The following is a 23,006-nucleotide window of genomic DNA, read 5'->3' as shown; positions in this document are numbered from 1 at the left end:
GTGCTGTCCGGCCCCGATCCGCCGGACCCGGCCCCACCCGACCCTTGGGGAGTACGCATGACAGAGCCTGGGACCGCGATCGGGCCGGAGGCGGTGACCGAGTCCGCCGGGGCCGTTGTCGAGACGCGGGGCCTGACCAAGCGGTACCGCGGCGGCCAGCTCGCCGTGGACGGCCTCGACCTCGACGTTCCAGGCGGCAGCGTCTTCGGGTTCCTCGGGCCCAACGGCTCCGGGAAGACCACCACGATCCGGATGCTGATGGGCCTGATCGACCCCACGTCCGGCACCGCGCAGGTACTCGGTCAGTCCATGCCGGACGCGGCCCGTACCGTACTTCCGCAGGTGGGGGCGTTGATCGAGGGGCCCGCGCTGTACGGCTTCCTGAGCGGCCGGGACAATCTGCTGCGTTACGACTCTGCCGATCCGACGGCCGATCCGCGCACCCGCCGGGTCCGGGTCGCCCAGGCCCTGGACCGGGTCGGGCTGGCCGCCGCGGCCGGCAAGAAGGCCAAGGCGTACTCGCTCGGCATGAAGCAGCGCCTCGGTCTCGCCGCCGCCCTGCTCCAGCCTCGCCGCCTGCTCGTCCTGGACGAGCCGACCAACGGCCTGGACCCGCAGGGCATGCGCGAGATCCGCACGCTGGTGAGGGAACTGGCGGCGGAGGGCACCACCGTCTTCCTCTCCTCCCACCTCCTCGACGAGATCGAGCAGGTCTGCACCCATGTCGCGGTGATGGCCCGGGGCCGGCTGGTCGTCCAGGGGCCGGTCGCGGATCTTGCGGCGGGCGCCCGGGGCCGGCTGGCCGTCACCACCCCGGACCCGGGCGATGCCGCCCGCGTCCTCAAGGAACGGGGCCTCACCGGCGTCACGGTCGACGGCGACCGGGTGAGCGCCGAGGCCCCGCCGGGCGATGTCGAGCTCGCGGACCTCAGCTCGGCGCTGGTGCACGCCGACGTACGCCTGAGGTCCTTCGGCATCGAACGGGCCTCGTTGGAGGATGCCTTCGTCGCACTCACCGGAGAGGGATTCGATGTCGCAGGCTGAAGTCGTACCCACGGCGGTGGACAGGACGCGCAACCCGCTGTGGACCTTCGGAATCCTTCGCTCCGAACTGACCACCACATTCCGCCGCTGGCGCACCCTCGCGCTGCTCGGGGTGCTGGCCGCCGTTCCCGTGCTCATAGGGATCGCGGTGAAGGTCGAGACCGACCACGGCTCCTCACCCGGACCGGGCGGTGGCGGGGGCGGCCCCGCGTTCCTCTCCCAGGTCACCAACAACGGCCTCTTCCTGGTCTTCGCGGCCCTCGCGGTGACGCTCCCGGTCTTCCTCCCGATGGCCGTCGGGGTCGTGGCGGGCGACTCGATCGCCGGTGAGGCCAACGCCGGAACCCTGCGCTATCTGCTGGTCGCCCCGGCCGGCCGGACCCGGCTGCTGCTGACGAAGTACGCCTCCGTCCTCGCGTTCTGCCTGGTCGCGACCCTGGTCGTGGCCCTCTCGGCGCTCGCCGTGGGGTCGCTGCTCTTCCCCGTCGGCGAGGTCACCACCATCTCCGGGACCCGGATCGGCTTCGGTGAAGGACTGCTGCGGGCCGGCCTGATCGCGGTGGTGGTCGCGGCGTCACTGATCGGATTCGCGGCGATCGGGCTGTTCGTCTCGACCCTCACCGGCAGCGGAATCGCGGCGATGGCCGCCACCGTCGGAATACTGATCACCGTGCAGATCGTGGACACGATCCCACAGCTGAGCGGCATCCACCCGTACCTCTTCCCGCACTACTGGATGTCGTACGCGGACCTGCTGCGCGAGCCCGTCTACTGGGACGAGGTGGTCAAGAACCTGGGACTTCAGGGCTTGTACGCGGTGGTGTTCGGCTCGGCGGCCTGGGCCCGCTTCACGGCGAAGGACATCACCGCCTGACACCCGACGGCATCGCCCTCGCGCCGTCGGCCGGGCGAGCCGTCCCCCGATCGGCTCGTCGCGGCACGAACGGCACGAACGGTGCGAACAGCGGGAACGATGCGACACGGCACGTTCCGTTTCCGCCTCAGTATTGTTCGACTTCTGGCGACGGACTGTCAACAAGGATTGGCTCAAACACGCCTATGCTCACCGAATGATCACATCGCCGAGTTCACTGCGCCGCAGCGAGAGATCACGAAGGGCGACCCTGGAGGCCGCCCTCGCACTGTGCACGGAGAAGGGGTACGGCCGCGTCACCATCGAGGCCATCGCCGCCAGGGCGGGTGTCAGCAAGAAGACGATCTACCGCTGGTGGCCTTCGAAGAGCGCGGTGATGCTGGAGGCGTTCACCGACGCGTTGGTCGGCACGACACCGTTCGTCGACACCGGCGACATCGCCGCCGACCTGCGGGCCAATGTGATGGGTGCGGTGAAGCTGCTCTCCACGCCGCCCTACGGCCCCGCGTACGCCGGGATCCTCTCCGAGGTCCACCACGACGACGCACTGGCGGAAACCGTTCGGACGAAGCTGATCGATCCCCGCTTCGAGGAGGCGGTCGACCGTCTGCGCCGGGCCCAGGAGCAAGGCCGGATTCCGCCGGACGCGGACCTCCCGCTGGCGGTGGAGATGCTGTACGGCCCGGTGTACTACCGCCATGTGCTGCGCAAGCCGATGCAGGACGAGGAGACGATCAGGGCGCTGGTCGATCACGTGCTGCGGGCGCTGGGGGCGTCACCGGAGCCATGAGATCCGGCCGGACGGCATCACACTGTCGGACGGGCGTGCGAGCATGCGGGCATGGGAAGCCTGTACGACTACTTCAGCGCTCCTGACGACACCACGGCCCTGACGGTCTTCGGCCCGGGTGTCGAAGCGGCCGGGATGCCGTTGCTCCCGGTCCAGGGGATCGACCCGTATGTGCAACTGGGGCAGGCCGAGAGCCTGCTCACCGGCCTGCCGTACACGGATGTCGTCGCGCTCCCGCGTTTCAACCAGCTGCTCAGCTCTCCCGAGGACGACTCCAGCTGGCTGGTCACCCTCACGGACGAGCTGCGCGACGCCCTCGCGTCCGCGCGGCCCGGACAGCTGGAGGCCGTGGCCGAACCCTGGTCACGCATCGAGGAGTTCGGCGACGACTGCGAGCCGGGTCCGCTGGCCGACTTCCTCAGGGAACTGGCGACCCTGGCCGCGGAGGCCGGAGCCCGGCGCGAACCGCACCGGCTCTACTGCCTGATGTCTCTTTGACGCCCGGCCGAGCGCGGGGCTCCCGGAGGGCACGGGGTCCGACCCGGCCGGGTTCCGGTCCGGCGAGTCGTGTTGCCCGGCGAGCGAGACCCGCCGCTCAGCGGAAGACCCGCTCCAGCACCTCGGCGACCCCGTCGGCCTCGTTCGACGACGTCACCTCGTCCGCCGCGGCCCGGAGGTCCGGATGGGCGTCGGCCATCGCGACGCCGTACCCGGCCGCGCGGAACATCGGCAGATCGTTGGGCATGTCCCCGAAGGCGATCGCTTCGCGCGCGTCCACGCCCAGGAGGTCGGCGGCCAGGGCGAGCCCGCTGCCCTTGTCGACGCCGAACGGCTGCAGTTCGACGGTGCCGGGGCCGGAGAGCGTGACGGAGGCGAGATCGCCGACCGCCGTACGGGCAGCCTCGGCCAGCGCGTCGTCGCCCAGCCCGGGGTGCCGGATGAGCACCTTGACGACGGGGGCGGACCACAACTCGTGCCGATGACGCGTCCGCTGGGCGGGGAGCGTGGGGTGGGGCATCAGATATCCAGGCTCGATCAGCGTCCGGCCCTCGACGCCGTCCTGGTCCACGGCCGCGAAGACGGGCCCCACCTGGGCCTCGATCTTGCCGAGCGCGCTGTCCGCCGCCTCCCGGTCGAGGGTGATCGCGTGCACCAGGCGCCCGGTCCCGGCGTCGTACAGCTGGGTGCCCTGCCCGCAGACAACGGGCCCCCGGTAGCCCAGCCCGGCGAGCAGTCCTCGTACGCCGGGTACGGGCCGTCCGGTGACCACGAGGTGGCGCGCCCCCGCTCGGGCGGCCAGGGCGAGCGCGGCACGGGTGCGCGGGCTCACCGTGTCGTCGCGGCGCAGCAGGGTGCCGTCCAGATCGGTGGCGACGAGGGCGTGCACGGGTCGTATGGGCACGGATCAGGCCCGGGAGGCCGTTGTCCGGCTGACGGTGATCACTGACTTTCCCCTGGTCGGGAGTGGGGTGCGTTCGGGCGCGGCAGGGACGGGGCGTCCCGTCGCCCCTTGATCGTACGGGGTGGCCGGCGCGTCCGCCGCGGGCGGAGCCGTCTCGGAGGGTAGGCAACGAGCCTGTGGGGCAGCGTAGTTGGCCGGAACAGGGATGCCCCGCCGGCCCCGGGGTGACGTCGCAACAGCCTCCTGCCGAGGCTTCCGCGCGGGTGCTTCCGCGTTGACAGGCGGCGGCCGACTGCATGTAATGAAACCGGTGTCGCGTGACGCCGGCCAAAGAGCAGTGGGCCGGCCGGCGGTCGGGCGAACACCCTTTCGTGAGGGGTCCGTCAATGAGTTCCTGCTCCGCACCCTGTAACTGACGCGGCGCAGCCGCCGTACCTCCGTCCCCGGCCTTCGCGCTTCCCGGCACGCCCTGTGCGCCATCGGAAGGCCGCGCCCCGAGGGCTTCCCCGTAGCGCGCCGAGTGCTGCCCGCGCGTGGCGGAAGCCGGTGCGGTGCCTGCGTCCCATGCGCAGCACGTCAGCCGTTCCCGCAGTCACTGCGGGCTCTCACCCTTCGTCCCGGAGACACAGAACCGTATGCCCACGTCTTTCGACCCATCAGTCATCGAGGAGTTCCGCGCCAAGGGAGGGAAGGTCGGCGGGCCCTTCGAAGGTGCCGATCTGCTCCTGCTGACGACCACCGGCGCGAGGTCGGGGAAGGAGTCCACCACCCCTCTCGGCCACGTCCGCCACGGCGATTCGCTGCTGGTCGTCGGCTCCGACCTCGGTGCCCCGGCCCACCCCGCTTGGTACCGCGATCTGCTCGCCCACCCCGTGGTGCGGGTGGAGCTCGGCACCCGTACCTTCCAGGCCCTCGCCGTCCCCGCGCAGGGAACGCGGCGCGACGAACTCCTCGCGCACGTGGTGAGGGCGGCGCCGGGGTACGGCGACCACCAGGCCCGGACGTCCCGGCTCCTGCCGGTCGTGGTGCTGGAGCGCGCCGAGCCCGACGGCTGGGAGGGCCCGCGCGAGGTCAACTCCCTTGCCGACAAAGTCATGGAGGTCCACACCTGGCTGCGGGGTCAGCTGCGTCAGGTGAAGGCGGAGGCCGACGCGCACTTCCGTGCACGCGCGGCCCACCGGGGCCCCGGCGAGCCACCGCCCCCGAGCCTGGGGCTCCAGATCCGGCAGCGCTGCCTGGCCTTCTGCCAGGCCCTGGAGTTCCATCACGCCGGCGAGGACGCGCACCTGTTCCCCGGGATCGCCCGCCACCACCCGCACCTGACCGACACCTTCGCCCGGCTCACCGACGAACACCGCACGGTGGCGCGCATCCAGAGCGAGTTGGTGGCGCTGCTGGCGGACATCGGTATCAAGGATTCCGAGCGCTTCCATGCGGAGCTGGACAGGATGTCCGGGGAGCTGAACGCGCATCTGGATTACGAGGAGGAGCAGATCCTCCCCTTGTTGGCGGAGGTCCCATGGCCTCCGGGCCCTCCGGTTCCTCCGGGGGCTACGGCCGCTGAGGCTTCTTGAACCGAACCGAACCGAACCGAACCGGGCCGGAACCGAACCTGAACCCGAATCTGAATGGCTGAAAGGTTGTGCCGTGCGAAGCAACACCGTGGAGCTGCGCCGGTATCCCCAGGACGTGGTCGAGGGCTGAACCGGCCGCTCCGGGTCCGGGCCGGATCCTGCCGCCCACCTCGGAGGTGGGCGGCAGGGCCCCGGCGGACACGCGCGCTGCCGCGCGGCCCTGTCCGAGCGGTCATGGGCCAGGGCTCATCGCGGCGGCCGACGCACCCGGAGGCGACGGGAATTCCATGGCGCCGGCGTCGTGCGACGCTATTGCACACAGAACTCGTTGCCCTCGGGATCGGCGAGAACCGTCCATGTGCCCCCGGGCTGCTCGACCTTGTGGAGCACCGTCGCGCCCAGCGCCTCCAGCCGTTTCACCTCGGCCTCGCGCCGCCCCGGGCCCGCGTGCACATCCAGGTGGAGGCGGTTCTTCACGGTCTTGGTCTCCGGTACGCGCTGGAACAGCAGCCGCCGCCCGAGGCCCGTTCCGCTCTCCTCCTCGTACGGATCGTCCGGGTGCCGCACCGCCACGAGGTCGCGCCAGGCCCGGCGGCCGTCGACCAGGACGGTTGCCTCTTCCGGCGCTGCCCCGAGGCCGAGTACTCGCTCGATCAGTGCGCTGTTGTCCTCGACCTGGTAGCCGAGAGCCTCGGCCCAGAAGGCGGCCTGGGCGTGCGGGTCGGACGCGTCGATGACGATCTTCCAGTGCAGAGTCATGGAAACCGTTTATAGTGGTTACATGAGCGAGTCGGCAACGGGCATGCCGGGACTGATCCTCCGTACCCGGGAAGGCCGCCCGTATCGCTTCGATCCCGGCGCTCTGTGCCTGGAGTTGCTGCCCACCGGCGGGTATGCGCGATACGCGGCGTACGAGGTGCTGCACACCCCAGCCGACCTGGTGCGATGGGCGGGCGAGAGCCGGCTGCCGGACGGCCTGTCCCTCTCGGTGAGTGCGGCGGAGCTGCGCTGCGCGCACGAGCTGCGCGGCGCCCTCTGGAATCTGGCCGCCGCCCGCGCGCACCGCCGCCCGCTCCCGGCGGCCGACCTCGCCACGGTGAACGCCGTGGCGGCCGAGCCCCCGCTCGTTCCTCGCATCGACGCCGGCTCCGGCGGCCTCGCGTGGGCCCCGGCCGCCACCGGAACGGCCCTTCTGTCGACCGTCGCCCGTGACGCGGTGGAGCTGTTCGCCGGCCCTTATGCCGACCGCTTCCGCGAATGCGGCTCCGACAACTGCAAGTTGCTCTTCGTCGACACCTCACGGCCGGGTCGGCGGCGCTGGTGCGCGATGGAGCATTGCGGAAACCTCCACAAGGTCCGGGCCCACCGCGCCCGGCACGCCCCGAACGCCTGAGGGCCGCGATCGCGCCGCCCGCACAGGAGCGGTCACGAGGCGGTGACCCAGGGGCCGGGGGCGTGCTGCCGGGCGTACGCCTCGATGGCGTGGACGCGGTGCGGGGAATCGGGGCCGGACGGGAGGGTCCGGTCCGTGCCGGTGTCCCCGTGGGCGGTGGGCGAGGTTCCGAAGACGAGGAACGACAGCGTGGACAGGGCCGCGACGGCGGTGCGCAGGAGCATGCGGGAACTCCCGGACATCAGCATGAGTCGGTTCATAAGATGTCAGGAAAATATAAAAGTGTGATGATTTCGAGGCGTGTCCGGCGCGACGCGCTCAGAGCCGCCTGAATGCCGTACCGCTCACGTGGTCCAGATGGTCCAGATGGTCCAGATAGGCCCCGACGGCCCGGTGGTCCGTCGCCGGCGCGATCAGGCCCACGTGATTGTCCGGGCGGACCAGGACGAGCGTGTCGGCGCCGGGCTCGATGCCGTACGCCGTCCGGGCGTGGCCCGATTCGTCGGTCAGCCGGGCGGGGCCGTCCCCGTTCGCCCCGGCGGGGCCGCCGGCCACTGCGTACGCCCGCACCTCGTCGCCGTACGCCGCTTCCGTCGCCCGTAGTGCCTCCGCCGTGCCCGGACCGAAGCCCAGCAGGGTGAAGTGCGGGCCGGCGAACGCCTCGAAGAGACGGGTGGGTGCGCCCGTTCCGGCGTCGAGGCAGGGGGCGTCCGGGGCGCGGTCGCCCGCTCGCAGGCGGGTGGTGGAGCCCGTGGGGGAGAGCGAGCTCCAGCGGTAGCCGAGGCTCAGCCCCATGGTCTCGCCGGTGACCGCCGAGTCCAGGCCGCCACCCGGCCGCAGAATCGCGTCGAGCGTGACCCGCAGCCGCTCGGAGGTGATGCCGAGCGTCCAGGAGGCCACGGGCAGCCGCTCCTCCTCGTACGTGTCCAGCAGCCCGGGATCCGCCCGGCCGGTCACGACCCGGGCCAGCTTCCAGCCCAGGTTGTACGCGTCCTGGATCCCGGTGTTCATGCCCAGCCCGCCCGCGACGGAGTGCACGTGCGCGGCGTCCCCGGCCAGCAGCACGCGGCCCACCCGGTAGCGGTCGGCCAGGCGCTCGTTGACCCGGTACGTGGACAGCAGGGCGGCCCGCGACAAGCGGGTGCCCGGTAGCCCGGTGTGCTTGGCGAAGAGCCGCTGGAAGCTCTCCAGCGAGGGCGGCACGCAGGCTCCCGTACCGTCCCGCTCCGGACCCGCCTGGAACCACCAGCCCGCACCCGTACCCGGGATCGGGCACAGCAGCACGGCGCCGTCCTCGTCGAACCACTGGTGCCAGTAGCCGCGGTCGAGGCCGTCCGCCTCCACGTCCCCGCAGACCATCGACTGTTCCTCGGCCGTCGTCCCCTCGAACGCGACGCCGAGCAGCTTGCGTACCGGGCTGTGCGCGCCGTCGCAGCCCACCACGTACCGCGCCCCGATGCTCCGGCCGTCGGTGAGCGCGACCGTCACCGATTCGGGGCCGACCGTCAACCCGCCCGCCTCGGAACCGAGTTCGACGCGCACGCCGTACTCCGCCAGGCGATCCCGCAGGATTTCCTCCAGCTGCCACTGGGCGATCATCCACGGCCGGTCGTACGGGGTGTCGGGCGTCGGGGCGGAGGCCTCGAACGGGTCGGTGTCGGCGATCGGCAGCCTGTTGCGGTACTTGCGCATCAGCGGCGGCCTCGAGCCCGCCGCCAGCACCCGGTCCACGACGCCGAGGTCCTCCAGGACCTCCAGGGAGCGGGGGTTGGGGCCCTTGGCCCGCGAACTGCGCGGAAAGTCCGGGGACTTGTCGATGATCCGTACGTCGATCGAGCGCCGGGCCAGCTCGCAGGCCAGGGTCAGGCCGGTCGGGCCCGAGCCGACGATCAGGACCTGGGTGGTGGGCGCCGGGGCGGATGCGGGCATGGAGGCTCCTCGGCCGTGGTTGCGTGGAGATCCAGGAAAACGCAACCGAGTCATAAAAGCAACTCGGTAACTAAGATTGTGTGTCCGTGACCCCGCGGGCGTCGTACGCGGCGCGTGCCCTCGCGATCTCGTTCCGGTGCTCCTCGGTCCAGGTGACGAGCGCGCGGATCGTGGCGTGCAGCGTGCCGCCGAGCGGCGTCAGCTCGTACTCCACGCGCGGCGGCACCACCGCGTGGACCGTCCGCTCGACCAGTCCGTCGCGTTCCAGCTGGCGCAGGGTGACCGTCAGCATCCGCTGGCTGATGCCGTCGATCTCGCGCCGCAGCTGGGTGAAGCGGAGCCTGCGCCGGTCCAGCAGGGCGATGACGAGCAGCGACCACTTGTCGGCGACGCGGTCGAGGATCTGCCGTACCTCGCAGCCCTCGCGGGTGTCCCACTGGAAGGGATCGGGATCGCCGATCAGCTCGCCCGCGCTCCCGGTGCCCTTGAGGTGACTCGGTGACTTCGAAGTGCCTTCTTCCACGGCAACCGATGCTGGCGCACGATGCCATTGGTTACAAGAGGGAACCGGCCTTCTTCCGAGTAACCGATCCATTCACGTACCCGAAGGGGACAGTTGTGTCTGCCGCGCCCGAATCGCCTGCCCGGAGCCGACCGCCCGTGATGACCGCCCGTGCCCGCGTCCTGCTCCTCGTCCTGTGCGGCACGATCTTCCTGGAGGGCATCGACGTCGCCATGCTCGCCGTGGCCGTGCCCTCGATCAGGGCCGATCTCGGTCTGTCGACCGGCAGCGCGGCGTGGGTGATGAGCGCCTATGTGCTCGGATACGCCGGTTTCACCCTGCTCGGCGGGCGCGCCGCCGACCTGCTGGGCAGGCGGCGGATGTTCCTGCTCTGGCTCACCGTCTTCCTGCTCTTCTCCGGCCTCGGCGGCTTCGCGGAGCAGGGCTGGATGCTGCTCGTCGCCCGCTTCGTCACCGGGGTGGCCGCCGCGTTCATGACCCCGGCCGCGATGTCGCTCATCACCACCTCCTACGAGGAGGGGCCGCAGCGCAACAAGGCGCTGCTGGTCTTCGCCGGCACCGCCGCCGGCGGCTTCTCGCTCGGCCTCGTCATCGGCGGGCTGCTCACCCAGCTCGGCTGGCGATGGGTGTTCTTCGCGCCCGTGCTGCTGGCCGGCGCGATCCTGCTCGCCGCGCTCCGGATCGTCCCGGCCGAGGCGCGTCCGGCGCGCACCGGCGGCTTCGACCTGGCGGGGGCCGCCGCGGCGGCCGGGGCGATGCTGCTGTTCGCGTACGGGATCGTGCGCCTGGAGCACGGGGCGGCGGGCTGGGGATGGTCGGCGGGGGCGTTCGCCGCGGGGCTGCTCCTGATCGCGGCCTTCGTCCTGATCGAGCGGCGCTCCGCGGCGCCGCTGGTCGAACTCGCCCTGCTGCGCCGGGCCTCGATGATCCGCGCCGACCTCGGCGCCCTGCTGTTCGTGGGCTCGTTCTTCGGCTTCCAGTTCGTGGTGACGCTCTACCTCCAGGAACTGCGCGGCTGGTCCTCGCTGCAGACCGCACTCGCCCTGGTGGCGATGGGTGCCGACGCGGTCATCGCGCCGACCCTCACCCCACGCCTGGTGAACCGGTTCGGCAATGCCCGGGTCGCCCTCGGCGGCTTCGTCCTCGCCGTGGTCTCGTACGCGCTGTTCCTGCCGGTCGGGACGGACTGGTCGTACGCGGCGATGTTCCCGACGCTGATCCTCATCGGGGCCGCCTTCGCCCTGGCCTACGGTCCGCTGACCATCGCGGCGACCGACGGCGTACCCGACCGGGAGCAGGGCCTGGCGGGCGGACTCCTGCACACCTCGACGCAGTTCGGTTCGGCCGTCGGTATCTCGGCGGTGACGGCCGTGTACGGGATCGCGTCGGCGGGCACGGACGGCTCGCCCGGAGCCGTTCTGGCGGCCTACCGGGTGGCGCTCGTCGTCCCGGTGGTGATGGTGGCGGTGGGGGCGCTGGTCACCGCGCTGGGGTTGCGGAGGGCGAGGACGAAGCGGTGTCCCCGGCCGACGGCGCCGGTTGCGCGGCCAGAGCCAGCGCCTGCGCCCTCGTCCGCCGCACCGTCCGGAACGCGTCCCAGGTCAGCAGGGTGAGCGCCAGCCACACCAGGGCGAACCCGGCCCACCGCTCCGGCGGCATCTCCTCGTGGAAGTACAGGATGCCGAGGACGAACTGGAAGACGGGCGCCAGATACTGCAGCAGGCCCAGCGTGGAGAGCGGCACACGGATCGCCGCCGCCCCGAACAGGACGAGCGGCGTGGCCGTGACGACCCCCGTCGCGGCCAGCAGCGACGCGTGACCGAGGCCCTCGGAGCCGAACGTCGAGTCGCCCCGGGCGCCCAGCCACAGCAGATAGCCGAGCGCCGGCACGAAGAGCACGGCGGTCTCGGCGGTGAGCGACTCCAGGCCGCCCATGTTGACCTTCTTCTTCACCAGGCCGTACGTCGCGAAGGAGAACGCCAGGATCAGCGAGATCCACGGCGGCTGTCCGTAACCGATGGCCAGCACGAGCACCGCCGCGACGCCGGTGCCGACCGCCACCCACTGCGCGGGGCGCAGCCGTTCACCGAGGAGCAGGACGCCCATGGCGATGGTGACCAGCGGATTGATGAAGTAGCCGAGCGAGGCCTCGACGACATGGCCGTTGTTCACGGACCAGATGTAGAGGCCCCAGTTGACCGTGATCACGGCCGCGGCGACCGCTATCAGGCCGAGCTTCCTCGGCTGACGTATCAGCTCACCGATCCATGACCAGCGGCGCAGTACGAGCAGCGCGATGCCCACGACCGCGAGGGACCAGACCATGCGGTGGGCGAGGATCTCGATCGCGCCGGCGGGCTTCAGCAGCGGCCAGAACAGGGGGACGAGACCCCACAGGCCGTAGGCGCCGATGCCGGACAGCAGTCCGGCCCGCTGTTCATTTGTCCCCTTCACGGACCCTCCGCATGTCTGTGTCAACTGCTCCGCCGACTGCACGACGGTATCGCCGAAGGGGCCCCATGTCATAGCCGTATCGCCATACGGTCATGACATGGGGCCCCTGAGGTGTGGGGGAAGGGGGGCGGGGGGCGGGGGGCGGGCGAGGTTACGCCGGGGCCACCGCGGCTGCCACCGTCTCGGCCAGCGGCGTCGTCGGGCGGCCGATCAGCCGGGCCAGGTCGCCGCTCGTCCCGGCGAGCAGCCCGCGCGCGATCGCCGCGTCCACGTCGACCAGGATCGCCGCGAAGCCCTCGGGCAGACCGGCGCCGACCAGGATCTCCTGGTGCACGGCGGCCGGCACGTTCTTGTGCACGATCTCCTTGCCGGTGGCCCGCGCGACCTCGGCGGCGTACTCCGCGAACGACCAGGCGACATCGCCGCTCAGTTCGTAGACCGCGCCCAGGTGACCCTCGCCGGTCAGCACGGCGGCCGCGGCGGCGGCGTAGTCGGCGCGGGTGGCGGAGGCGACCCGGCCGTCGCCCGCGTTGGCGACGACGGCGCCGTGCGCCAGGACGGGGGCGAGGTTGGCGGTGTAGTTCTCGGTGTACCAGCCGTTGCGCAGGAAGGTGTGCGGCAGTCCGGAGTCCAGGATCAGCTGCTCGGTGACCTTGTGCTCGGCGGCCAGCTGGAAGTCGGCCTCGGGGCCGCCCAGTACGCCGGTGTACGCGAGCTGGGCGACGCCCGCCGCCTTGGCCGCGTCGATGACGGCGGTGTGCTGCGGCACACGCCTGCCGACCTCGCTGCCGGAGATGAGCAGGACGCGGTCACCGGCCCGGAAGGCGTCCTTGAGGGACTCCGGACGGTCGTAGTCGGCGACGCGGAGCTCGACGCCGCGGGCGGCGAGCGGGGCGGCCTTCTCCTCGTCGCGGACGACGGCGGCGATCTCGTTCGCGGGCACGGTGGTGAGCAGCTGGTCGACGACGAGGCGGCCGAGCTCTCCGGTGGCTCCGGTGACAACGATGCTCATGGGGGGTTTCTCCTCTTGGGTGGCACCGGCCCTTGTTCGGTCCGGTGCCACTCACTCTACGGAGTGCACTAACCAATCGAAAGTACCCACTTTGAAGTAAGGTACTGGCATGAGCGTGAGTGACCTGAACCCGAAGCCCGATGTGAACCGGCAGATGTGCCCCTCCCGGCTGGTGCTCGAACATGTCACCAGCCGCTGGGGCGTGCTGGTCCTCGCCGCCCTGCTGGAACGCTCGTACCGCTTCAGCGAACTGCGCCGCGAAGTCGGCGGCGTCAGCGAGAAGATGCTCGCCCAGACCCTCCAGACGCTGGAGCGCGACGGCTTCGTGCACCGGGACGCGAAACCGGTGATCCCGCCGCGGGTGGACTACTCGCTCACCGGGCTGGGCAGGGAGGCCGCCGAGCAGGTGTGGGCGCTGGCACGCTGGACGGAGCGCCGCCTGGACGCCGTGCAGGCGGCGCGCGGGACCTATGACCGGCAGAAGGCGCGGGACGCCCGGGGGCTGCAGGATCAGTCCAGCTGAGGCGAGCGCCCCTCCTCCAGCGCCCGCAGCGCCCGCGAGACGTCGAACGGCAGGATCGTCACCGCCACGTGCGGCAGCTGCGCCAGTGTCTTCGCCATCTGCTCGCCCGTGCCCCGGTGCAGCAGCTTCCCGAGCACATTGCTGTACGTCCGCCGGGGCACCAGCACCGTCAGCCAGGTGTTCCCGTCCTCCGTGGTGCGGGAGGCCAGCTCCTTCATCGCGTGGCGCAGCCGCCGGTCCGGGCACTGCACCAGCTCCAGCGAGACGGATGTGGCGTCCGTCGCCTCCCAGCGGGCGGCCAGCCGTCTGCCGTACGCCTCGTCGATCGCGAAATGCACCGCCCGGATCTCGTCCGGGCGCAGTTCATGGGCGTACCGCAGGGCCTTCAGCGTCGCCAGGTCGAGCGTCTCGACGAGGACGAAGACCAGATGGCGGCGGTAGCGCGCGCGGTCGGCGCCCGGAGCATGGATGCTCTGCAGCGCGGCGGCCTCGTGCCGGTACTCGCGATTGATCCGCGTCAGTGCCCAGACCCCGAGCGGGAAGACCACCACGACCAGCCAGGCGCCCTCGGTGAACTTGGTGACCGCGAAGATCAGCACGACGGTGGCCGAGCTGGCCGCGGCGAGTCCGTTGACCGCGATCTTCAGCCTGCGGTACGGCTCCCGGCGCCTCAGGTGGTACGCGGTGAGACCGGCCCCGGCCATGGTGAAGGCGGTGAACACGCCGATCGCGTACAGCGCCACCAGCCGGTCCACGCTGGCGCCGGTCACCAGCAGCAGCGCCAGCGAGACGACGGTCAGCGCGATGATGCCGTTGGAGAACGCCAGCCGGTGCCCGCGCCGGGTCAGCATCCTCGGCAGGAACCGGTCCGCGGCGACGAAGCTGGCGAGGTACGGGAAGCCGGTGAACGGGGTGTTGGCGCCGGTGTACAGGACCAGCGCGGTCGCCAGCTGTACGAAGACCAGTCCGACCGTCCCGAGCGGGCCGCCGCCGAACGCGAGATGGGCCTCCTGCGCGATGACGGTCGGAGTGCCGTCGGTGTACGGGACGGCATGGGTGAAGTGCGCCAGCGTGGAGACACCGAGGACGAGGATGCCCAGGACCACGCTCATGGCGATGAGGGTGCGGCGGGCGTTGCGGCCCTGGGGTTCACGGAACGTGGAGATGCCGTTGGAGATCGCTTCGAGCCCGGTGAGGGACGAGCCGCCGTTGGCGAACGAGCGCAGCACGATGAAGAGCGAGGCGCCGTACAGCCAGCCGTTGCCCGGGGTGCCGAGCGGCACGACCCCGTCGGCGTGCAGATCGGCGTGCGGCAGCTCACCGGTGAGCCCGCGCAGAGCGGCGACGAGCAGGATGAGGCCGACGGCGGTCATGAAGAGATAGGCGGGCAGCGCGAAGGCCCGGCCCGCCTCGCGGACCCCGCGCAGATTCCCGTACGCGAGCAGCACGATGACGGCGACGGAGACCGGCAGCTGGAGATGGTCCAGGCCGGTGAAGCCGTTGCCGATCAGATGGGCGAGCGAGATCAGGGCGTTGGTGCCGGCCGAGACCTGGACGGCGACGGTGACGATGTAGTCGACCAGCAGCGCCACGGCGGCGATCTGCGCGACGTTGGGCCCGAAGTTCTCCCGGGCGACGACGTACGAACCGCCCGCCCGGGTGTAGATCATCACGACATCGCTGTAGCAGAGGGTCAGCAGCAGCAGGACGAGCAGGATCGCGCCGGTGACCGGCATGAGCAGGGTGAAGGCGGCGGCACCGACGACGGGCACGAGGACCCGGAGCATCTCCTCGGAGCCGTACGCGGACGAACTGATGCAATCGGAGGCGAGCACCCCGAGCGCCGTCCGGTTGTCGAGCTTCTCCTCGCTGATGCGCTCGGTGGTGAGCGCTCTGCCGAGCAGACGCCGCTTGATGCGGTACGCGGGGCGGTCCAGGGCCATGGCCACATGGTGCGCGGTGGCCGGTCGCACCCCTGGTCGCAAACGCCGGACGGGCCGAAATTCAGCCCGTCCGGCGAGGCGGCGCACCCCTGCGGGTGTCGACGAGGGCCTTGCGTTCGGATCGGGCCGGATCCGAACGCACGGCCCTGGTGCTGTGACCGGGAAGGTTCACCGGCTCGCGACGCCCGGCACGGCACCTCGCCGCGGTGTCGCATCACCCGAGTGCGTCCGGCACGAGGGCGATCCTCCGCCGTGCGACGCACCGCACCGGACGCCGCGCCTCCCGGCAAACCTCTCCGGCCACAGCCCTAGCCGACGACCGTCCAGTTGTCGTTGCCCGCGAGCAGTGCGGCCAGGTCGCCCTTGCCGTCTCTCTCGACGGCGGTGTCGAGCTGTTCGGCCATCTGTGTGTCGTAGACCGGCCGGTCGACGCTGCGCAGTACCCCGATGGGGGTCTGGTGCAGGGTGTCGGGATCGGCGAGCCGGGACAGCGCGAAGGCCGTGGTGGGGCTGGCGGCGTGGGCGTCGTGGACGAGGACCTGCGACCGGTTCTCCTCCGTGACCGTGACGACCTTGAGGTCGCCGGTGGCCGGGTCGCGGACCACACCCTTGGTGTCGTCCGTGCCGAAGAGGATCGGCCGGCCGTGCTCCAGCCGGATGACGGCGTTCTGCGCCTGGTCCTTGTCCTTGAGGATCTCGAAGGCGCCGTCGTTGAAGATGTTGCAGTTCTGGTAGATCTCCACCAGCGCCGTGCCCGGGTGGTCGGCCGCCGCGCGCAGCACGCTCGTGAGGTGCTTGCGGTCGGAGTCGATGGTGCGGGCGACGAAGGACGCCTCCGCTCCGATGGCCAGGGACACCGGGTTGAAGGGAGCGTCGAGCGAGCCCATCGGCGTCGACTTGGTGATCTTGCCGATTTCGGAGGTGGGGGAGTACTGGCCCTTGGTGAGTCCGTAGATCCGGTTGTTGAAGAGCAGGATCTTGAGGTTCACGTTGCGGCGCAGCGCGTGGATGAGGTGGTTGCCGCCGATGGACAGCGCGTCGCCGTCGCCCGTGACGACCCAGACGGACAGGTCGCGGCGGGAGGAGGCGAGGCCGGTGGCGATGGCCGGGGCGCGGCCGTGGATCGAGTGCATCCCGTAGGTGTTCATGTAGTACGGGAAGCGGGAGCTGCAGCCGATGCCGGAGACGAAGACGATGTTCTCCTTCGCCAGTCCGAGTTCGGGCATGAAGCCCTGGACGGCGGCGAGGACCGCGTAGTCACCGCAGCCGGGGCACCAGCGCACCTCCTGGTCGGACTTGAAGTCCTTCATGGACTGTTTGGCCTCGGCCTTGGGCACCAGTTGGAGAAGTTCGTTGGTGTCAGGCATCGATGGCCTCCTTGAGAGCCGTCGCGAGCTGTTCGGCCTTGAACGGCATACCGTTGACCTGGTTGTAACTGTGCGCGTCGACGAGGTACTTGGCCCGGATGAGCGTGGCGAGCTGGCCCAGGTTCATCTCGGGCACGACCACCTTGTCGTAGCGCTTCAGCACCTCGCCGAGATTCCTCGGGAAGGGGTTGAGGTTGCGCAGATGGGCCTGGGCGATGGGGTGCCCTGCGGCACGCAGCCGGCGGACGGCGGCGGTGATGGGGCCGTAGGTGGAGCCCCAGCCCAGCACGAGCGTCCGTGCGTCGGCCGGGTCGTCGACGTCGAGGTCGGGGACCTCGATGCCGTCGATCTTGGCCTGGCGGGTGCGGACCATGAAGTCGTGGTTGGCGGGGTCGTAGGAGATGTTGCCGCTGCCGTCCTGCTTCTCGATGCCGCCGATGCGGTGTTCGAGGCCAGGGGTGCCGGGGATCGCCCACGGGCGGGCCAGGGTCTGCGGGTCGCGCTTGTACGGCCAGAACACCTCGGTGCCGTCGGCCAGTTCGTGGTTGGGGCCGGTGGCGAACCGGACGCGCAGATCGGGCAGTTCGTCGATCTCGGGGATCTTCCACGGCTCGGAGCCGTTGGCGAGGTAGCCGTCGGAGAGCAGGAAGACCGGGGTGCGGTAGGTCAGCGCGATCCGGGCGGCGTCGAGCGCGGCGTCGAAGCAGTCCGCCGGGGTCTTCGGGGCGACGATCGGGACCGGCGCCTCGCCGTTGCGCCCGTACATCGCCTGGAGCAGGTCGGCCTGCTCGGTCTTGGTGGGCAGGCCGGTGGACGGGCCGCCGCGCTGGATGTCGATGACGATCAGCGGCAGTTCGAGGGAGACGGCGAGCCCGATGGTCTCCGACTTCAGGGCCACACCCGGCCCGGAGGTCGTCGTCACCGCGAGGGACCCGCCGAACGCGGCGCCCAGCGCGGCACCGATGCCGGCGATCTCGTCCTCGGCCTGGAAGGTGCGTACACCGAAGTTCTTGTGCTTGCTGAGCTCGTGCAGGATGTCGGAGGCCGGGGTGATCGGGTACGAGCCCAGGTAGAGCGGCAGATCCGCCTGCCGGCCCGCGGCGATCAGGCCGTAGGACAGCGCCAGGTTCCCGGAGATGTTGCGGTACGTGCCGGTCGGGAAGGCCTGGGAGGCGGGCGCCACCTCGTAGCTGACCGCGAAGTCCTCCGTCGTCTCCCCGAAGTTCCACCCGGCGCGGAACGCGGTCACGTTCGCCTCGGCGATCTGCGGCTTCTTCGCGAACTTGGCGCGAAGAAACGCCTCGGTTCCCTCGGTCGGCCGGTGGTACATCCAGGAGAGCAGCCCGAGCGCGAACATGTTCTTCGAGCGCTCGGCCTCCTTGCGGGAGAGCCCGAACTCCTTCAGCGCCTCGATCGTCAGCGTGGTCAGCGGCACCGGGTGGACGTTGTACGCCTCCAGTGAGCCGTCCTCCAGGGGACTGGTCTCATAGCCGACCTTCGCCATCGGGCGTTTGGTGAATTCATCGGTGTTGACGATGATTTCGGCGCCGCGCGGCACATCGCCGAGATTCGCCCTGAGGGCGGCAGGGTTCATCGCGACCAGGACGTTCGGGGCGTCGCCCGGCGTCAGGATGTCATGATCGGCGAAATGCAGCTGGAACGAGGAAACCCCCGGCAGGGTGCCTGCGGGGGCGCGGATCTCGGCGGGGAAGTTCGGCAGCGTGGAAAGATCGTTCCCGAAGGAAGCGGTCTCCGAGGTGAACCGGTCACCCGTGAGCTGCATACCGTCTCCGGAGTCACCCGCGAAACGGATGATCACCCGGTCCAGACGGCGGATCTCCTTCTCGCCGGCGCCCGCGTGACCGGGGCGGGGGGCACGCTGTCCCCCGACGAGCGCCTCGCTGGCCTCATCGGCCTGTTCGGCTGGGCTACTGACCTGGCTGGTCACTGAACTGGACCTCCCTCGGGGCGGCGGCTCGGGACCGGCCGGCCCGCCGGCGGTCCCAAGGCCCACCCTACGTCGGTAAGGGTCGCCTTCCCTGGACCGATCATATGGTGGACGTTGTTTTGAGACGCGATTTCATAGCGATTTGTCATGTTTCGCAAGCCCCCCAGCCGTTCGATGAAGACGCTGCGCACTCATTCTTTGGTTCTAGGACCCCGGAGTGTTCTCCGGTGACCGGGATCCCGGTCACCGCGGCGGCCGATGCCGGTCCCCGCGGTGACCTCGGTGATTCGCGCGACCCCCATCAGACACCTGACAGGGTGTCAGCTCCTCAGGAGTTCAGGTAGGTCAACACCGCCAGCACCCGGCGGTGATCCCCGTCACTGGGCGACAGGCCCAGCTTCAGGAAGATATTGCTGACGTGCTTCTCCACGGCGCCGTCGCTCACCACCAGCTGCCTGGCCACCGCGGAGTTCGTCCGCCCCTCCGCCATCAGGCCGAGCACCTCGCGCTCGCGCGGCGTCAGCCCGGCCAGGACGTCCTGCTTACGGCTCCGGCCCAGCAGCTGCGCCACCACCTCCGGGTCCAGCGCCGTGCCGCCCTGCGCCACCCGGACCACGGCGTCCACGAACTCCCGGACCTCGGCGACCCGGTCCTTCAGCAGATACCCCACACCCCGGCTGGACCCGGCCAGCAGCTCGGTCGCGTACTGCTCCTCGACGTACTGCGAAAGGACCAGCACCCCGATCCCGGGATAGTCCTTGCGCAGCCGTACGGCCGCCCGCACGCCCTCGTCGGTGTGGGTCGGCGGCATCCGCACGTCGGCGACCACCACATCGGGCAGCGCGTCCTGCCCGGCGAGATCGTGCACCGTCTTGATCAGCGCCTCGGCGTCCCCCACCCCGGCGACGACGTCATGCCCGAGATCGGTCAGCAGCCGGGTGAGCCCCTCCCGGAGCAGTACCGAATCCTCGGCGATGACTACCCGCACCCTGTCCTCCACCATGACGCTGTTTCCCCCACTGTTCGCTGGTTCTGCCCGTACGGCTTCCAGCATCGCAGTATCGACAGCGCGGTGTCCCCGGCCGCCGCACCGGCTCGGAATCGAGCCGGTGCGGCGACCGGGGACGAGGAGCAGTGAAAGCCGCTGCGACCTGGGGTTTTCCCGTTACGGCGCCATGGGGGTGTGCTCAGCCGCGCCACGGCAACTCGGCCGTGATCCGCGTCGGACCGCCCTGCGGCGAATCCACGACGAGGACGCCGTCCACCGCTTCCAGCCGCTCGGCCAGCCCGGCCAGCCCGCTCCCCGACGACACGTCGGCGCCGCCGCGCCCGTTGTCGACGACCTGGACCAGCAGCCGGTCCGCGGTCCGCCACACATCGACCGACGCATGGGTCGCGCGGGCGTGCTTGCTCACGTTCTGCAGCAGCTCGGAGACCGTGAAGTACGCGATGCCCTCGATGGCCTGGGCGGGCCGGGACGCCAGATCCACCTCGACCGTCACGGGGACGGTGCAGCGGGAGGCGATGGCGGAGAGCGCGGCGTCGAGTCCGCGGTCGGTGAGGACGGCGGGGTGGATGCCGCGGGCGAGGTCGCGGAGTTCCTGGAGGGCGACCTTGACCTCGCCGTGGGCCTCGTCGACCATGCGGGCGGCGGCCTCGGGGTCGTCGGTCAGCTTCTCCTTCGCGAGGCCCAGGTCCATGGCGAGGGCGACGAGGCGGGCCTGTGCGCCGTCGTGCAGGTCGCGCTCGATGCGGCGCAGGTCGGCGGCGGCCGTGTCGACGACCACCCCGCGGTCCGACTCCAGCTCCGAGACGCGCGTCGCCAGCCGGGACGGCCCGAGCAGCCCGGCCACCATCAGCCGGTCCACGCTCGTCAGGCCACGGATGATCCACGGGGTGATGAGGACGACCACCAGACCGCACACGCTGGTCGCGGCCAGCTCGAAGGGGGCGTCGAGGTAGATCCGCCGGTGGTCGTCGCCGTACAGCTGGATGCCGCCGGCCCCGATGGTCGCCGGGAAGATCCATTGCCACAGCGGGTAGGTGAAGGTGGCCCACCCGCACGACCAGAAGGTCAGCGAGACGACGAAGGCGAAGACCGCCCACGGGAAGTGCAGCAGCGCGTAGAGCAGATGCCGCCAGGAGACCCCGCTCTTCAGGACCGCGCCCACCCAGGGCATCAGGCCGCCGGTCTTGCCGCGCGCCGGTGCCGGGTCCGCCACGTCCAGCCCGAGCAGCCCGCGCGCCCGGGCCCGCTCCAGCGCGCCGAACCCCCGGCACATGGCCAGCGTGCCGGCCAGGATCGGGATGCCGAGAAAGGTGATCAGCATGCCGGCGCTCAGGGACGTCAGGGCGATCGAGAGGCTGAACAGCACCGTGCTGATCGGCAGGCTCAGCAGGAGATAGCCGAACTCGCGCCAGGTCCTGCCCTCCAGCGGCGCGCGCAGCGCCGCGGGGAAGACGTGCTTCACCGGGGGTCGGTCCCCGAAACCGGCTCCGGACCGCTGGTGGTCCCGAGTGTCCGGTCCATATGCCGTGGCCATGGGTGCTGTCCGTTTCTTCTCGGCGGTCTGGGATGCGGTCGAGGGTTCGTGCTCCGGGTTCCCCGGGGTCCTGGGATCCGGCGTTCCGGGGCGGTGGCCGGTGCCCCCGTGATTCCGGGGCTCCGGTCGCTCCCACAAGGGTGCTGGGCCTCGGGCCGGCGCACCATGAGGGCGGTATCCGTCTTCGACCGGGGGTTTTCCCCACCTGGCGGGGGCGGCCGGGGGTGCCCGCCCCGGAGAGCTTGCCGGATCCGGCGGGATCGTGCCGGGTCGGGCGGGATGGGGCGGCCCCGGGCCGACCGGGATCGGCGCGACCCGGGGCACGGGTCGGTCAGGCACGATCCCGCCGGTCCGGACGGGATCGGGTGGGCCCGGGGCGAGCCGGACCCACCCGGCCCTACGGGCGCCCGGCCGCCCGGGGGCGGTTCGGCTCCTTCTCCGCCTCCCGGTCCCGCCAGGGCAGCTCCGCGGTGACCGTAGTGGGCCCACCGACCGGTGAGTCGAGGACGAACAGCCCGTCGACGGCACCCAGCCGTTCGGCCAGTCCGGCCATGCCCGTACCGCCGTCCATCCGGGCTCCGCCCTGCCCGTCGTCGGTGACCTGGACCAGCAGTCGGTCCCCGGCCCGCCACACCTCGACGGACGCCGAACGGGCGGCGCTGTGCTTGCTCACGTTCTGCAGCAGCTCGGAGACCGTGAAGTACGCGATGCCCTCGATGGCCTGGGCGGGCCGGGACGCCAGATCCACCCCCACCGTCACGGGGACGGTGCAGCGGGAGGCGATGGCGGAGAGCGCGGCGTCGAGTCCGCGGTCGGTGAGGACGGCGGGGTGGATGCCGCGGGCGAGGTCGCGGAGTTCCTGGAGGGCGACCTTGACCTCGCCGTGGGCCTCGTCGACCATGCGGGCGGCGGCCTCGGGGTCGTCGGTCAGCTTCTCCTTCGCGAGGCCCAGGCCCATGGCGAGGGCGACGAGGCGGGCCTGTGCGCCGTCGTGCAGGTCGCGCTCGATGCGGCGCAGGTCGGCGGCGGCCGTGTCGACGACCACCCCGCGGTCCGACTCCAGCTCGGCGATCCTGCGCTCCAGCTCGTCGGAGGGCGACAGCAGCCCGCGCGCCATCGCCCGGTCGGCATTGGCGAGGAACCTCGCGATGAAGGGGAGCACCGGCCACAGCAGGAAGAGACTCACAAGGGTCACGACGAACGTGAGTACGCCCCAGGGCAGCCGGATGAAGGAGTACAGCACCGCCCGCCAGCCCACCGGGTCCATCAGGCTCGACCACAGCCAGGGGAAGAAGCCCTGCTCGCGGCGGGACAGGACCGTCGGGCTGGGCTCGTCGACCCACACCCCGAGCATCGCCCGCGCCCGGCCCCGCTCGGCCCGGCCGATCAGCCGCGCTCCCTGCAGTCCGGCGGCGAGCAGAGGGAGACCGATCACCGTGACCGCAAGCCCCACGCCGACGCCGATCATGAAAACTGTGTAAACAAACCCGGCCAGGGCCATGGGGAGGTTGGCCAGGAGATGGCCGATCTCCTTCCATGTCCACCGATCGAGGGCGAAGCGGGCGGGCGGTGGCCGGTCGTTGTCGGGCACCAGAGGGCTCATGGTCATAGGCCCCAGCCTGCCGGGCGGCGCCCGCGCATGCCATGGGGTTCGTGGGTGGCGTGAAGTAGGGATAACCCCACCCGT

General features: G+C 71.0%; 20 protein-coding genes and 1 pseudogene. 8 read left to right on the top strand and 13 right to left on the bottom strand.

The window, feature by feature from the left end; genetic code table 11:
- The first annotated feature begins 57 nt into the window (after positions 1-57).
- The 4 genes from ACIOHC_RS07595 (at position 58) to ACIOHC_RS07580 (ending at position 3,206) form a co-directional block, all read left to right on the top strand.
- Entirely contained in the window at positions 58-1,044 is a 987-nt protein-coding gene (locus ACIOHC_RS07595) for an ABC transporter ATP-binding protein (RefSeq protein WP_351072649.1), read from the top strand.
- Positions 1,031-1,918: an ABC transporter permease gene (locus tag ACIOHC_RS07590; RefSeq protein WP_351072651.1), complete on the top strand. Its 888-nt coding sequence runs from the start codon at positions 1,031-1,033 to the stop codon at positions 1,916-1,918. Before ACIOHC_RS07595 ends, ACIOHC_RS07590 begins: the two co-directional genes overlap by 14 nt.
- 196 nt (positions 1,919-2,114) lie before the next feature.
- The gene (locus tag ACIOHC_RS07585; protein WP_351072653.1) at positions 2,115-2,708 is read left to right on the top strand and encodes a TetR/AcrR family transcriptional regulator; all 594 of its coding nucleotides are present in this window, start codon (positions 2,115-2,117) and stop codon (positions 2,706-2,708) included.
- Between the two features lie 51 nt (positions 2,709-2,759).
- Positions 2,760-3,206 carry a hypothetical protein gene (locus ACIOHC_RS07580; RefSeq protein ID WP_351072655.1) on the top strand — a complete coding sequence of 149 codons (447 nt, stop codon included), beginning with the start codon at positions 2,760-2,762 and terminating at the stop codon, positions 3,204-3,206.
- 97 nt (positions 3,207-3,303) lie between these two features.
- Here the strand turns inward: ACIOHC_RS07580 and ACIOHC_RS07575 are convergent, their stop codons facing one another.
- Positions 3,304-4,110 carry an HAD family hydrolase gene (locus tag ACIOHC_RS07575; RefSeq protein ID WP_365692472.1) on the bottom strand — a complete coding sequence of 269 codons (807 nt, stop codon included), beginning with the start codon at positions 4,108-4,110 and terminating at the stop codon, positions 3,304-3,306.
- Positions 4,111-4,745: 635 nt separating this feature from the next.
- Between ACIOHC_RS07575 and ACIOHC_RS07570 the strand changes: the two genes are divergently transcribed.
- Complete coding sequence (locus ACIOHC_RS07570; RefSeq protein ID WP_401841864.1) at positions 4,746-5,684, top strand: nitroreductase/quinone reductase family protein; 939 nt, start codon at positions 4,746-4,748, stop codon at positions 5,682-5,684.
- 309 nt (positions 5,685-5,993) lie between these two features.
- On the opposite strand, the gene ACIOHC_RS07565 is transcribed toward ACIOHC_RS07570, so the two are convergent.
- A complete protein-coding gene (locus ACIOHC_RS07565; RefSeq protein WP_401841861.1) occupies positions 5,994-6,443 on the bottom strand; it encodes a VOC family protein in 450 nt (149 codons plus the stop codon).
- A gap of 22 nt (positions 6,444-6,465) precedes the next feature.
- Between ACIOHC_RS07565 and ACIOHC_RS07560 the strand changes: the two genes are divergently transcribed.
- Positions 6,466-7,077 carry a CGNR zinc finger domain-containing protein gene (locus tag ACIOHC_RS07560; protein ID WP_401841859.1) on the top strand — a complete coding sequence of 204 codons (612 nt, stop codon included), beginning with the start codon at positions 6,466-6,468 and terminating at the stop codon, positions 7,075-7,077.
- Between the two features lie 32 nt (positions 7,078-7,109).
- On the opposite strand, the gene ACIOHC_RS07555 is transcribed toward ACIOHC_RS07560, so the two are convergent.
- From ACIOHC_RS07555 to ACIOHC_RS07545, 3 genes are all read right to left on the bottom strand, one after another.
- Entirely contained in the window at positions 7,110-7,301 is a 192-nt protein-coding gene (locus tag ACIOHC_RS07555; protein WP_351072665.1) for a hypothetical protein, read from the bottom strand.
- A 94-nt stretch (positions 7,302-7,395) separates the two neighbouring features.
- The gene (locus ACIOHC_RS07550) at positions 7,396-9,006 is read right to left on the bottom strand and encodes an FAD-dependent monooxygenase (protein ID WP_351072667.1); all 1,611 of its coding nucleotides are present in this window, start codon (positions 9,004-9,006) and stop codon (positions 7,396-7,398) included.
- 70 nt (positions 9,007-9,076) lie between these two features.
- Positions 9,077-9,529: a helix-turn-helix domain-containing protein gene (locus ACIOHC_RS07545; protein ID WP_351072669.1), complete on the bottom strand. Its 453-nt coding sequence runs from the start codon at positions 9,527-9,529 to the stop codon at positions 9,077-9,079.
- 140 nt (positions 9,530-9,669) lie between these two features.
- Here ACIOHC_RS07545 and ACIOHC_RS07540 point away from each other — a divergent pair.
- Positions 9,670-11,127, top strand: a pseudogene (locus ACIOHC_RS07540) (MFS transporter); the annotation flags it as partial.
- Here ACIOHC_RS07540 and rarD read toward each other — a convergent pair.
- Together rarD and ACIOHC_RS07530 are read right to left on the bottom strand one after the other, a co-directional pair.
- Positions 11,009-11,983: an EamA family transporter RarD gene (gene rarD, locus ACIOHC_RS07535; RefSeq protein WP_351072671.1), complete on the bottom strand. Its 975-nt coding sequence runs from the start codon at positions 11,981-11,983 to the stop codon at positions 11,009-11,011. The pseudogene ACIOHC_RS07540 and the gene rarD sit on opposite strands and share 119 nt — an antisense overlap.
- A gap of 151 nt (positions 11,984-12,134) precedes the next feature.
- A complete protein-coding gene (locus ACIOHC_RS07530; protein ID WP_401841856.1) occupies positions 12,135-12,995 on the bottom strand; it encodes an SDR family oxidoreductase in 861 nt (286 codons plus the stop codon).
- Positions 12,996-13,104: 109 nt separating this feature from the next.
- On the opposite strand from ACIOHC_RS07530, the gene ACIOHC_RS07525 reads away from it, so the two are divergent.
- Complete coding sequence (locus ACIOHC_RS07525) at positions 13,105-13,518, top strand: helix-turn-helix domain-containing protein (protein WP_351072675.1); 414 nt, start codon at positions 13,105-13,107, stop codon at positions 13,516-13,518.
- Here the strand turns inward: ACIOHC_RS07525 and ACIOHC_RS07520 are convergent.
- The 6 genes from ACIOHC_RS07520 to ACIOHC_RS07495 form a co-directional block, all read right to left on the bottom strand.
- The gene (locus ACIOHC_RS07520) at positions 13,506-15,461 is read right to left on the bottom strand and encodes an APC family permease (protein WP_351072677.1); all 1,956 of its coding nucleotides are present in this window, start codon (positions 15,459-15,461) and stop codon (positions 13,506-13,508) included. The two genes, ACIOHC_RS07525 and ACIOHC_RS07520, sit on opposite strands and share 13 nt — an antisense overlap.
- A 308-nt stretch (positions 15,462-15,769) precedes the next feature.
- A complete protein-coding gene (locus tag ACIOHC_RS07515; RefSeq protein WP_351084981.1) occupies positions 15,770-16,828 on the bottom strand; it encodes a 2-oxoacid:ferredoxin oxidoreductase subunit beta in 1,059 nt (352 codons plus the stop codon).
- A complete protein-coding gene (locus tag ACIOHC_RS07510; protein ID WP_351084983.1) occupies positions 16,821-18,776 on the bottom strand; it encodes a 2-oxoacid:acceptor oxidoreductase subunit alpha in 1,956 nt (651 codons plus the stop codon). Before ACIOHC_RS07510 ends, ACIOHC_RS07515 begins: the two co-directional genes overlap by 8 nt.
- 328 nt (positions 18,777-19,104) lie before the next feature.
- Positions 19,105-19,779 carry a response regulator transcription factor gene (locus ACIOHC_RS07505; protein ID WP_305137553.1) on the bottom strand — a complete coding sequence of 225 codons (675 nt, stop codon included), beginning with the start codon at positions 19,777-19,779 and terminating at the stop codon, positions 19,105-19,107.
- 184 nt (positions 19,780-19,963) lie between these two features.
- Positions 19,964-21,319 (bottom strand): sensor domain-containing protein, encoded by a 1,356-nt coding sequence (locus ACIOHC_RS07500; protein ID WP_351084985.1) that lies wholly within the window; start codon positions 21,317-21,319, stop codon positions 19,964-19,966.
- Positions 21,320-21,716: 397 nt separating this feature from the next.
- Positions 21,717-22,928, bottom strand: a complete 1,212-nt coding sequence (locus ACIOHC_RS07495; protein ID WP_351084987.1) for a sensor domain-containing protein — start codon at positions 22,926-22,928, stop codon at positions 21,717-21,719.
- Between the last annotated feature and the right edge of the window lie 78 nt (positions 22,929-23,006).

Source organism: Streptomyces sp. NPDC088252 (genome assembly GCF_044740965.1).
Taxonomy (GTDB): domain Bacteria; phylum Actinomycetota; class Actinomycetes; order Streptomycetales; family Streptomycetaceae; genus Streptomyces.
The sequence above is the reverse complement of the archived record's forward strand: the minus strand, read 5'-3'. Positions and strand labels throughout refer to the sequence as shown.